This is a genomic window from Ignavibacterium sp., from assembly GCF_025998815.1.
Classification (GTDB): Bacteria; Bacteroidota; Ignavibacteria; order Ignavibacteriales; family Ignavibacteriaceae; genus Ignavibacterium.
In genome coordinates this window covers 1,508,690-1,521,186 of sequence record NZ_AP026678.1, presented here as the reverse complement: position 1 = coordinate 1,521,186, position 12,497 = coordinate 1,508,690, and the positions used below count along the sequence as shown (strand labels likewise).

At 34.7% G+C, this 12,497-nt stretch carries 12 protein-coding genes; 4 read left to right on the top strand and 8 right to left on the bottom strand.

Going from position 1 to position 12,497, the window contains the following annotated elements; all coding sequences use genetic code 11:
• The first annotated feature begins 10 nt into the window (after positions 1-10).
• On the top strand, positions 11-427 hold the full coding sequence (locus Q0X14_RS06580) for a hypothetical protein (protein ID WP_297844158.1): 417 nt from the start codon (positions 11-13) through the stop codon (positions 425-427).
• A gap of 30 nt (positions 428-457) precedes the next feature.
• Positions 458-3,511 (top strand): T9SS type A sorting domain-containing protein, encoded by a 3,054-nt coding sequence (locus tag Q0X14_RS06575; protein WP_297844156.1) that lies wholly within the window; start codon positions 458-460, stop codon positions 3,509-3,511.
• Between the two features lie 183 nt (positions 3,512-3,694).
• Here the strand turns inward: Q0X14_RS06575 and trpA are convergent, their stop codons facing one another.
• From trpA to trpE, 8 genes are read right to left on the bottom strand one after another with little or no spacing between them, the layout of a single operon-like run.
• Positions 3,695-4,480 (bottom strand): tryptophan synthase subunit alpha, encoded by a 786-nt coding sequence (gene trpA, locus Q0X14_RS06570; protein ID WP_297844154.1) that lies wholly within the window; start codon positions 4,478-4,480, stop codon positions 3,695-3,697.
• The gene (trpB, locus tag Q0X14_RS06565; protein ID WP_297844153.1) at positions 4,477-5,670 is read right to left on the bottom strand and encodes a tryptophan synthase subunit beta; all 1,194 of its coding nucleotides are present in this window, start codon (positions 5,668-5,670) and stop codon (positions 4,477-4,479) included. Before trpB ends, trpA begins: the two co-directional genes overlap by 4 nt.
• Entirely contained in the window at positions 5,663-6,691 is a 1,029-nt protein-coding gene (gene aroF, locus Q0X14_RS06560; RefSeq protein WP_297844151.1) for a 3-deoxy-7-phosphoheptulonate synthase, read from the bottom strand. The genes trpB and aroF overlap by 8 nt, the downstream gene beginning before the upstream one ends.
• Positions 6,657-7,304, bottom strand: a complete 648-nt coding sequence (locus tag Q0X14_RS06555) for a phosphoribosylanthranilate isomerase (protein WP_297844149.1) — start codon at positions 7,302-7,304, stop codon at positions 6,657-6,659. The genes aroF and Q0X14_RS06555 overlap by 35 nt, the downstream gene beginning before the upstream one ends.
• Positions 7,294-8,088, bottom strand: coding sequence for an indole-3-glycerol phosphate synthase TrpC (gene trpC / locus Q0X14_RS06550; RefSeq protein ID WP_297844146.1), 795 nt, complete (start codon positions 8,086-8,088; stop codon positions 7,294-7,296). The genes Q0X14_RS06555 and trpC overlap by 11 nt, the downstream gene beginning before the upstream one ends.
• A gap of 3 nt (positions 8,089-8,091) precedes the next feature.
• Entirely contained in the window at positions 8,092-9,105 is a 1,014-nt protein-coding gene (gene trpD / locus Q0X14_RS06545) for an anthranilate phosphoribosyltransferase (protein WP_297844142.1), read from the bottom strand.
• The gene (locus Q0X14_RS06540) at positions 9,102-9,671 is read right to left on the bottom strand and encodes an aminodeoxychorismate/anthranilate synthase component II (RefSeq protein ID WP_297844139.1); all 570 of its coding nucleotides are present in this window, start codon (positions 9,669-9,671) and stop codon (positions 9,102-9,104) included. The genes trpD and Q0X14_RS06540 overlap by 4 nt, the downstream gene beginning before the upstream one ends.
• Positions 9,652-11,127, bottom strand: coding sequence for an anthranilate synthase component I (trpE, locus tag Q0X14_RS06535; RefSeq protein ID WP_297844136.1), 1,476 nt, complete (start codon positions 11,125-11,127; stop codon positions 9,652-9,654). The genes Q0X14_RS06540 and trpE overlap by 20 nt, the downstream gene beginning before the upstream one ends.
• 393 nt (positions 11,128-11,520) lie before the next feature.
• On the opposite strand from trpE, the gene Q0X14_RS06530 reads away from it, so the two are divergent.
• Both Q0X14_RS06530 and Q0X14_RS06525 read left to right on the top strand, forming a co-directional pair.
• A complete protein-coding gene (locus Q0X14_RS06530) occupies positions 11,521-12,012 on the top strand; it encodes a hypothetical protein (RefSeq protein ID WP_297844133.1) in 492 nt (163 codons plus the stop codon).
• A gap of 7 nt (positions 12,013-12,019) precedes the next feature.
• Positions 12,020-12,493 carry a LytR C-terminal domain-containing protein gene (locus tag Q0X14_RS06525; protein WP_297844131.1) on the top strand — a complete coding sequence of 158 codons (474 nt, stop codon included), beginning with the start codon at positions 12,020-12,022 and terminating at the stop codon, positions 12,491-12,493.
• The last annotated feature ends 4 nt before the right edge of the window (positions 12,494-12,497 follow it).

Genomic DNA, 12,497 nt, shown 5'->3' with positions numbered 1-12,497 from the left:
AGGAGGCATTATGAGGTTACTTACTTCAGTTCTTGTTTTATGTTCATTGTTCTTTTTGATTTCCTGCAGTAATTGCAAAGAAAGTCAAACAGCAAACCAATCAAATCAAAATTTCCCGACAACGATTGGACAAAATTTATCAAAGGTTGAAGCAGAAGTACTTGAGATAATTGGTGCTGGTAATGACTTTAAAGTAAAAGTCAAAGTACTTAATTCTCAGGAAACGGAGGCATATCCAAGCATTGCTGTTGCAGGAGAAGAATACATTCTCATTCCGAATCTTCGCAGTGATAATGGTAAACTGCTCGACAATGAAATCAATTCTAATCTGTTATCACTCCGTAATTATTCTAAAGGTCAGAGGTTTAATGCTGAAATTTCACTTGACCAGAAAAGCGGCTGGCTGATTCAGAGAGTAATAAAATAATTTCCTACAAAAAATTCACTAGGAGGCAAAATGAAATCATTAATCATTCTTATGATTGCTCTTGGTGCAGTCATAATTGGCTTTCAGATTTTTACCACTGAAAGTTCAAATGAAAAAACCTATTCAGATTATCTCGAATACAAAATTAAAATGAAAAAGGAACGGGCAAATCTGAAAAATGATCAACCGGATAAAGCATTGCTTTGGTATTATGAGCAAAGAGCTTATCCTAATGGTTCTATTCCTGATAACTGGAGAGAAGAAGCATACAGACACATTCAACTTCACAACAGAAGAACTGAGCTATCACCAAATGCTTTAAGCTGGACACAGGTCGGTCCATCAAATGTTGGCGGAAGAATAAGAGCAATTGCTGTTCATCCGTCGGATCCGAATGTAGTATATCTTGGTGCGGTTGCCGGTGGAGTCTGGCAATCTATTGACGGTGGAAGTAATTGGATGCCACTTGTTGGTTTGAATGATAATCTGGCAGTTTGTGCATTGGTCATTGATCCGAATAATCCGAACATAATTTATGCTGGTACTGGTGAGGGCTTTTTTAATCTTGATGCAATCAGAGGTGCCGGAATCTTTAAATCAACAGATGGAGGAAATACCTGGACACAATTGTCCGCAACAAATAACTCTAATTATTATTATGTGAATGATCTTGATATTGACGCTACAACCGGAAATCTTTATGCAGCTACAAGAAAAGGTTTGTTTGTTTCAAGCAATGGTGGAAATTCATTTACTGGTTTACTTACCGGAAGTGGTGGTGCTGATGTGAATTGTACTGATATTGAAATTGCGTACACTTCTCCGGTTAGAATTTATTCAACATTTGGTTTGTTTAATCAATCCGAAATCTGGTTATCAACAGACGGTGGGACGAACTTCACTCAAAATTATTCACAGGCAAATATGGGAAGAATCGAAATCGCTGTATCAAAATCAAATCCACTCGTTGCTTATGCTTCATTTATGAGTTTAAGCACTTATGGTGCTGGTCATTTTATCGTAACGACTAATGGCGGCTTATCCTGGTCGGCAGTTAATATTCCTGGTCCGTCATTTTCAGGTGCATCGACATACTTAGGTGGTCAAGGATGGTATGATCATATTCTTGCTGTGGATCCAGATAATCCAAATGTTTTACTTGCAGGCGGAATTGATAACTGGAAAACCACAAATGCTGGTTCAAGCTGGACACAGAAAACAAACTGGTATTCACAAAGTGGAGCACCACCTTATGTTCACGCTGATCAGCATGTTTATGCTTTCGCACCTTCTAATTCAAATATAGTTTATTTAGGTAATGATGGTGGAATTTACAAATCCACAAATAAAGGTGAAACCTGGACGGCAATAAATTATAATCTTCCGATAACTCAGTTTTATTATGGTGCTGTTGCTCCAACCGGTACTAATTATTATGGCGGAACACAGGATAATGGAACATTGAAAGCAAGTGGTTCAGTTATTTGGACTGAAATACTTGGCGGAGATGGTGGAGCTACTGAAGTGGACTTCAACAATACAAATAATATTTATATGGAATATGTGAACTTTGCATTTTTCAAATCTACAAACGGTGGTGCTACATTCTTCAAGGCAATGAATGGAATACCAACCGGTCCGAATTTTTATGATGGTACAACTGACAGAACATTATTCATAACTCCTTTCTCTATGGCGCCGAGTAATCCCAACATAATTGTAGGCGGAACCTACAGAGTCTGGCGTACTATGGATGGTGCTTCAAGCTGGACAGCAATCAGCGGTGATTTAACCGGAGATGGCTCGGGTCAAAGTGGTGCTATGATTTCAACGGTTATTGTTGGCAGTGGAATTCCGGCTATTTATGTCGGATGTACAAATGGCAGAGTTCAGGTATCAACCGATGGCGGTTCTACATGGAATCTTCGTAATTCAGGTTTACCAAATCTTTATGTTACCAGAATTGCAACCGAAACCAATAATTCAGCAACCGCATTTGTTACATTCTCAGGTTATTCATCCGGAAACAAGATATTCAAAACAACTAATTACGGAGTTAACTGGACAAACATCAGCGGAAATCTTCCGAACATACCAGTCAATTGTGTATTAGTAAATCCTGGTGATGTAAATAATCTTTTTGTGGGAACTGACCTTGGTGTATTTACAACAACAAATGGAGGAAATTCCTGGACTCAGGATAATGGCTCGATGGGCAATGTACCAGTGTTTGATCTTGATTACAGAAGTTCAGATAACAAAATATTTGCAGCAACACACGGCAGAAGTATGTTTGTCGCAACTCTTGGAGGTGGAGGCGGAACTCAGACTGCTCAATTAATTTATGATGATGGAACTCCTACAAGCGGTTATTACTGGCCTAATAATAATCAGGGTTCTGCAAACAGAATGACTCCAACTTTAAGCAATGCTCAACTTATAAATATGCAGATTTATTTTGTGAGTATTGTACAAGGTAATGCAACTTATAAACCAATTGTAATGTCAAGCAATAGTGGTACTCCCGGATATGATTTAATTAATCATCCTTTCAAAACAGCGGCTTCAGTTCCCGGTTGGGATAATACAGATTTAACATCATATAACATTACTGTTAACAATGAATTCTTCATTGGCTTAAAGTATAATGGAACAGACAGACCTACATTTGGTTATGATCCTACAAACAACGGAAGAGCATGGGACTATGATGGTATAAGCTGGTCTGCTTGGAATGAAACATACTTCTTCCGTGCAACTATTCAAACGACAACATCAGTTGCAGAAATTACCAACATAATCCCAGATAAATTTGAAGTTAGCCAGAATTATCCTAATCCGTTTAATCCTTCTACAAAGTTTCGTTACGCTTTACCGGAAGGAAGAAATGTTAAAATTATCGTTTATGATATTCAGGGTAGACAAGTTGCCGAGTTAGTGAATAACTATCAGGTTCCCGGCACTTATGAAGTTACCTGGAATGGTAAGAATGATAATGGCGAAATTGTTTCGAGTGGAGTTTACTTCTACAAAATTGAGGCAGGAAATTATTCTGTTTCGAAGAAGATGGTAATGCTCAAGTAGGATTTAGAAATAAGGTATGAAAAGTTGATAGAGCGGATAAAATGTCCGCTCTTTTTTTATTAAAAAATCTGAAGACTAAACTTCATTATTATAAAAAATATAAAATGATTGTATGAAGCATAATCCTGTTCGCTCCAGTAATTAAGTAAAAAGATTAATTTTTGATAACATAATCTTTTCTGTTCACTGAAAACTTAACTCATTTTTAATTGAGTTGAGAAGAAAAAACATCTCTTCAAATTTATTCTCAGCGAGTAATTTTATTGCCGCACTTCCGACAATTACTCCATCTGACACAGATGCGAAACGCTTTGCAATCTGCGGATTAGAAATTCCAAATCCGACTAAGATATTCTTGTCGGGTAAAATCGTTTTTACTTTTTTGATGTAGTCTAAGCTTTCCTGAGAAACTGAGTTTCTTTCTCCGGTTATACCTTTAACACTAACGCAATAAACAAATCCTCTGGATTTTTCTCCAATTAATTTAATTCTGTAATTATCTGATGTTGGACTAACCAACAAAATTGTATCAATGTTTTTTACAGAAGGATCAAAGAATGAATCATATTCTTCTAATGGAATATCCGGAATAATCAAGCCATCAACTTTTAATTCATTACAAGCTGAAAAAAATGAAGTAACACCAAATTTTAAAATCGGATTCGCATAACCCATTAGAATAATTGGTTTATCTGAGTGTTTTCTGATTTCACTAACGATTAGAAAAACTTTTTCTAAAGTAATTCCATTCTCAATAGCAACCTGAGATGAATGTTGAATAACCGGACCATCAGCAATTGGATCGCTGAATGGAATTCCCAATTCGATCATGTCTGCACCGGATTCAAATGTCTTTAAAACCAAATCTGAAAATCCATCAACAACAGGAAATCCTGCAGTCAGAAAAACTGAAAGAACTTTTCTTCCATTCGATATATCATTTTTAATAGTTGCTTCTATTTTGCTCATAAGAATTCCATAATAGTATTTAAATCTTTATCACCTCTTCCGCTAAGATTTATAATTACAATTTCATTTTCATTAGTTTGCGGTAAAAGATATTTCAGATATGCAATTGCATGTGCGGTTTCGAGCGCGGGAATAATACCTTCAGTTTGAGAAAGTAGTTTTACTGCTTCAATCGCTTCCTGATCAGTAATTGAAAAATATTCAACAAGATTTTCTTCTTTCAGAAAACTATGTTCAGGACCAACGCCCGGATAATCAAGTCCCGCCGAGATAGAATAAACTTCACGCACCTGACCAGCTTCGTCCTGAAGTAAATAGGTTTTCATTCCCTGAAAAATTCCATCACGACCTTTAGTTAAAGTTGCGCAATGTTCATCTGTGTCTAAACCTTTTCCTGCAGCTTCTATTCCAATCTTTTTAACTTTATCATCTCCAATGAAAGTGAAGAACATTCCGATTGCATTACTACCACCACCAACACAAGCAAGCAGATAATCGGGCAGACGATTTTCTTTTTCAATAATTTGTTTGCGTGTTTCTTTTCCGATTATTGATTGAAAATCACGCACAATCATTGGATAAGGATGCGGTCCTACAACTGAACCAATTATGTAATGAGTATCCTCAACATTTGTAACCCAATCTCTTATTGCTTCATTCGTTGCATCTTTCAAAGTTCTGCTACCGGATTTAACGGGAATAACTTCAGCGCCCATCAGTTTCATTCTGAAAACATTTGGCTTCTGTCTTTCGATGTCGGTTTCGCCCATATAAACAACGCATTGCAGACCAAACTTTGCGCAGGCAGTTGCTGTTGCAACTCCGTGCTGACCGGCACCTGTTTCTGCAATGATTCTTTTCTTTCCTAAATATTTTGCAAGAAGTATCTGGCCTAAAACATTATTTATTTTGTGTGCACCTGTATGACAGAGGTCTTCTCTTTTCAGATAAATTTTTGCTTTGCTGAAATGTTTTGTCAATCGCTCTGCAAAAGTCAAAGGAGTTGGTCTGCCTGTGAATTCTATATTTAAATAATTCAGTTCGTCATTAAAACTCTTATCATCTTTTAAGTTCAGATAAGCTTCTTCAAGCTGTTGAAGCGGTGTGATTAAAGTTTCGGGAACAAACTTTCCACCAAATCTTCCAAACTTTCCTTTAGAATCAGGTTGATTGTAAGATGTTTTAATCATAGTGCAACTCGAGTTTTCTATCTACTACGGGAGCTAATTCAACAAGTTTATCAAGTAAAGATTTAAAGTGTTTCGGAGTTAGGGATTGATATCCATCTGACAAAGCTTTTTCAGGATGATTGTGAACTTCGATTATCAATCCATCTGCTCCGGCAGCTACAGCTGCCATTGCCATTGGTTTCACTTTATCCCAAATGCCAATTCCATGAGATGGATCAACAATTATAGGTAAGTGAGAATTTTTCTTTACTACAGGAACAGCATTAAGATCAAGTGTGTTTCTTGTATATGTTTCAAAAGTTCGAATGCCTCTTTCGCAAAGTATTACATTATAATTTCCTTTTGATAGAATGTATTCAGCGCTCATAAGTAAATCTTCAATTGTAGCTGCGAGTCCGCGTTTTAATAAAACAGGTTTATCAATTTTACCAACGGCTTCAAGCAAAGAGAAGTTCTGCATATTTCTTGCACCAATCTGAATTACATCAGCCACTTGTGAAATAAGCGGAAGAGTTTCAGTATCCTTTACTTCGGTAACTATTTTCATTCCGAGTTTTTCTTTTACTTCTGCAAGATATTCCAAACCTTTTTCTTTCAATCCCTGAAATGCATAAGGACTTGTTCTTGGTTTATAAGCTCCTGCACGAAGTAATTTTATTCCCATCTCTTTCAGCTCGGATGCAATATCAAAAATCTGTTCACGACTTTCTACAGAGCACGGTCCGGCAATTACAGCAAGATTAGTATTGCCGATTTTTATTCCACCAACATCAATAATAGTGCTTTCACGCTTCATCTCTCTGCTTACAAGTTTGTAAGGTTTTGAAACGCGCACAACTTCTTCAACTGAATCTAATGTAAGGAAATCTTCAATTGTTAAAGTTGACGATGGTCCTGTAATTCCAATTGCCAGTTTTTCCGAGCCAGGAATTTCATGTGGCGTGCAGCCGTGTTCGATGATTTTGTTTTTTACTTTATCAATATGCTCACGAGGTGAGTTTAAGCTCATCATTATCAGCATAATTTCTCCTTAAAGAATTAATTTTATTAAAAAACTGAATTACTTTTTCTTTATTCTTTTTACCCGGATATTCTTCAAGCGAAGAAGATATATCAATTGCTTTTGGATTTACTTGCTTAAAGACTTCTTCAATATTTTCTGAACTTATTCCACCTGCCAAAATAATTTTTGATTTTAATTTGTCAGGAATTACTGACCAATCAAAAGATTTTCCCGTTCCACCCAATTCTTCTTTGTCAAATGAGTCAAGTAGTATGAAAGAGTTTGAATAAAATTCAAGCACTGAAAAATCAAATTTACTATCAACACGAAATGCTTTAATAACTGGCGAATTTATTAAGCTAATATCCTCAGGTGTTTCTCCACCGTGCAATTGAACCATGCTCAAACCAACAGTTCTAACTATGTCATTAATCAGAACCGGATTTTCATCAACGAATACTCCGACTTTAACGGTAAAGGGATTTAAGTGTTTAACTATTTCAGATGCTTCATCGGGCATAATTTGTCTTTTGCTTCCTGCATAAAAAATAAACCCGAGTGCATCAGCACCAAGACTTTCACAAAGCAAAGCATCAGCAAGATTTGTTATTCCACAGACTTTAATTTTCATAATTGCACCATTCAGTGAATTGTTTGAGTTCGTCAGCAGGATTTTCTGAGCGCATAAAATGTTCTCCTACAAGAATTGCGTTAACATTAATTGATTTAAGGTATTCGATGTCATTTCTTTTACTGATTCCACTTTCAGAAACAGAAATAATTTTTTTATCAATTTTCTTAAGAACTTTTTCAGTTGTTGTCAAATCAACTTCAAATGTTTTCAAATCACGGTTGTTAATTCCAATTAAATCATTTCTGTTAAAATCAATCTTTATGATTTCATTTTCAGAGTGAAGTTCGAGTAATACATCAAGATTATTTTCTTTTGCGCAATCAGTTAAATCTTTTATCTGATTTGCAGAAAGAATTTCGCTGATTAAAAGAATAGCATCAGCACCGAATGCTTTAGCTTCAAAAATTTGATATTCATCTATCAGAAAATCTTTTCTGAGTAAGGGAATGTTTGTTTGTTTTCTGATATCAGTGAGAAAATTTATATGTCCCTGAAAAAATTTTTCATCGGTAAGAACTGATATTGCATCAGCACCGGCTGATTGATATGTTTCTGCAATTCTGATATGATTGAAATTATTTTGTATTATGCCTTTTGATGGACTTGCTTTTTTTACTTCAGCAATGATTGAAATTTTCTTTTGATTAGATAAAACTTTTTTCAAACTTCTCGTTTGACTATAAAAATATTCCATTGAGTTAAATGAGTTAAAAGAATATTTCTTTTTAAGATTTTTTACTTCTTCTTTTTTAACTTCGACAATTTCTTCAAGAATATTCATATATCAACTATTTGAGATTTGAATTAATTGTTCAAGCTTTTCATAAGCTCTGTTACTTAGAATAGCTTCTTCTGCAGCAATTGCTGCCTCAGAAAGGGAAGAATACTTTCCTGAAATTTTCAAAGCCAAAGCTGCATTTGCACAAACAGTGTGAAATGCTCCGTTCTTTTTATGATTTTTAAAAATATCCAGCATCAATCTGGCATTTTCTTCAGGTGTTCCACCTTTAAGATTTTCTTTACTTACTTGTTCATAGTTAAAATCATTATGATTCAGTTTGTAATTAATAATTTCTTTCTGGTTATTTAGCTCAAATACATTCGTTTCATATTCGAGAAAAATTTCATCATACTGATTATTATTACAGATAACCGAAAGACTTTCATAGTTCAGATGTGAAGCTGCTTCACAAAGTAGTTTTGCAGTTTCATTGTTGAATGTTCCAATCATTTGTCTTTTTAATGAAACAGGATTTGTCAAAGGACCAAGAATATTAAATACGGTCCGGATTTTTAATTCCTGTCTGACTGGTGCAGCAAATTTCATTGCGGGATGATAAACGGGCGCGAACAAAAATGTTATTCCAACTTCATTCAATGCTTTTTCTGCTGTTTGTGGTGACATATTTATATTAACACCAAGTTGTTTAAGAACATCTGCACTGCCTGAGTTACTGCTGATTGAACGATTACCATGTTTTGCAACCGGAACTCCACATGCTGCAACAACAAAAGCCGTAGCAGTTGAAATATTAAAACTTCCGGAATTATCTCCACCTGTTCCGCATACATCAATTACATCCGGATTTTCACATTTAATTTTTATGCTATGCTCACGCATTGCCTTGGCAAATCCTGCAATCTCTTCTGCGGTTTCACCTTTTGCTTTCATCGCAGTAAGGAAAGATGAAATGATTACAGGAGTAGCTTTTCCTTCCATAATTGAAGTCATAACATTGTATGCTTCATCAAATGAAAGGTGTGAATCTTCAAGTAGTTTTTCGATTACCTGTTTCATATTGCCTCCAACCAGTTTTTAATCAGGTTTTTTCCTTCAGTCGTCAGAATCGATTCAGGATGAAATTGTATTCCTTCGACAGGATAAGTTTTATGTCTTATTCCCATTATCATTCCGTCATCAGAAGTTGCTGTAATTTCCAGACATTCAGGTAAAGTTTTTTTATCAACAATAAGCGAATGATATCTTGTTGCGACAAAATTTTGCGGAAGTGATTTGAATACACCTTTACCGTTGTGTTTTATTTTACTGGTTTTTCCGTGCATTAGCTTTGAAGCACGAATCACTTTTCCACCAAAGCAAATTCCTATTGCCTGATGACCCAGACAAACTCCAAGCACCGGAATTTCTTTTCCAAAGTTTTTAATTGCATCAAGTGAAATTTTTGAATCTTCAGGTTTACCCGGTCCCGGAGAAATAAGAATTTTATCCGGATTAATTTTTTTTATTTCATTCACATCTGTTTCATCATTTCTTTTGACTATAATCTCACAATCAAAACTTCCAAGCAGTTGAACAAGATTGTATGTGAATGAATCGTAATTATCAATTACCAGAATTTTCATCAATTACCTCTGCATATTTTAATGCGTTTAACATTACTGCTGATTTATTATTTATTTCAAGCGCTTCTTTTTCCGGAACGCTGTCGGCAACAATTCCGGCACCTGCCTGCCAGTAAATTGTATTTCCATTTGCAAACAAGGTTCTGATTGCGATACACATATCGAGATTACCGGAGAAATCGATGTATCCAACAGCTCCTGCATAAATATTTCTTTCTTCATTTTCAAATTTGCTTATGAGTTGCATTGCACGGATTTTTGGCGCTCCGCTTACTGTTCCGGCAGGGAAACATGATTTTAATGCATCAATCGGATGAACATCATCTCTCAAATCACCTTCGACTTTTGAAACAATATGCATTACATGTGAGTAGCGTTGTATTTTCATAAACTCTGAAACATTTACAGTTCCATATTTGCAAACACGACCAAGATCATTCCGTCCCAAATCAACTAACATCGTATGCTCAGCAAGTTCTTTGGGATCGTTCAATAAATTTTTTTCTAATTGAATATCTTCAGATTCATCTTTTCCTCTTCTTCTTGTTCCTGCAATCGGAAGAACAGTTGCTTTTCTGTTTTTTATGCGAAGTAAATCCTCAGGCGAAGTACCAAGCACTGAAAATCCGTCTTCATTTTCTAAAAAATACATATAAGGTGAAGGATTGATTATTCTCAAAGCACGGTAAACATTTATTAAATCACCATTGAACTCACTTGAAAATCTTTTTGAGAGAACTATCTGAAATATTTCTCCAGCACGAATTTCTTCTTTACATTTTTCTACAAGGTCGTAAAATTTTTGCTTATCGAAATATTGCTCTGAATTATCCTTGAGTCTGAATTTCCCAATTTTCACAGTACTATTGAGTAATATTTTTTTCAGCTCAGAAAGGGTTTCCTTAGATTGAAAATAAAGCTCATCTGGATTTGAATCATTATTTACATAGGTATTATTGATAAGAATTATCTGGTGTTTATAGTGATCGAAGGCTATGATAGTTTTATACAGACCAAAGTTTGAATCGTAACCGAACTGAGATTCATACTTAAATTCAACAACAGGTTCTATCAGTGAAATATTTTCATAACCTAAGAATCCAACCAAACCGCCAGTGAATTCTGGTAATTCAGGAAGATGTACTTGCCTGATGTTCTCTGTTTCTTTTTTCAATCTGTCAAAAATATTTTCATAATGTTCTTGTGAATTTCCATATTTTATTTCGGTCACAACATTTTTTCTGTTAAGAATGATTTTCTCAGGATTAATTCCAATGAAAGAATATCTTGCCATATTCAATGAACCCTGAACGGATTCAAGCAGGAAACTTTGCTTTCCACTCTGACGAAGTTTTGCATAAGCCAGAACCGGTGTAAGTAAATCTGCGGTTATAATCTCGTAAACCGGAATGAGATTAAAATTTTCAGAAAGCTCCTTAAATCTTTTTAATTCCATAAAATTTTAATTCAGAAATTTTTATTACATAACAAAAAACCCTTCTCAGTGCTGAGAAGGGTTTTACAAACTTATTAGTTCTCAATTCACTGAGTTATATCGTTACACAGAATTCCACCACCACCAATTGATAATTGGTGAATTGAAATAATAACGATATGACTCAGTAAAGTGTTTCATAAAATTTTCTGTGCAAATCTATAAAAGAATTTTTAATTGTCAATAACTAAATCAATAATTCTTCGTCTAAATTTTCAGATTGTTGAAGTAAAGTCATCAGCTTGATTATATTTGAACAGCAGTTATGACAAGTTTTATATTTTAAGTTGAAAAAGTAATCGGTTGATTTTGGATTAATAAAGCATTAAAATTCAAAAAAAGAATGAGAAGAATATGAAAAAGTTTTTAATTATAATGAGTTTAGTTTCATCTTTATCATTTGCTCAATTTAAAGATAGCGGATTTCCTACAGAAACTCCGAGAGATGGGATTTATAATAAATCATCAAATTTTCTTTTTGATTTTCTTAACAGCGAAAACTTCTCAATGAAGCATTCATTCAGTATGTCTTATTCTGCATTTGCTGGACAAGGAATTGCACTCGGTGTTTATACAAATAGTATGATGTACAAATTCAGTGATAATCTAAATGTTCAACTTGATGCAAGCATTGTGAACTCACCTTACAGCACTTTTGGAAAAGATTTTCAGAGCAGTATAAACGGATTATATATCAGTCGTGCAGCGGTTAATTATAGACCTTGGAATGATGTTTACATTACTTTGCAATACAGAAGTATGCCTTATTTATTTAATAATCCTTATAATGGATACAGAAATTATTATTATAACCCTTTCTATAATGATTACTTTTCCGGATTTTAATTAAGAGGTGAATAACATCGACAATCAGGAAGTATTTAATACAAGTAAGAAATCCCGTCAGCAACAAAAATTCCTCGCAGTAATTAATCTGCTTCTCGCCGCAGTATCGGTTACATTGTTAATAGTAATTATAACAAAAATTCTTCCGCTTTTTGAAAAAGAAAAACAACCGGCAAATAAAACTTCTCATATCATTCAGGTTGAAGTTCTTAATGCATGTGGCACTGCAGGACTTGCCGACAAGTTCACTGATTTGCTTCGCTCGAAAAAATTTGATGTTGTTAAGACCGGGAACTTCGCTTCATTCGATATTGATAACTCATTTGTAATTGATAGGGTTGGTAATAAAGATTATGCTTATTCATTAGCTGACTCAATCGGAATTCCGAAATCGAATGTAATTCAGCAGTTCAATAAAAATTATTATCTGGATGTTACATTAGTCATTGGAAAAGATTTTAACAATTTATTAAATCATTAAGGAG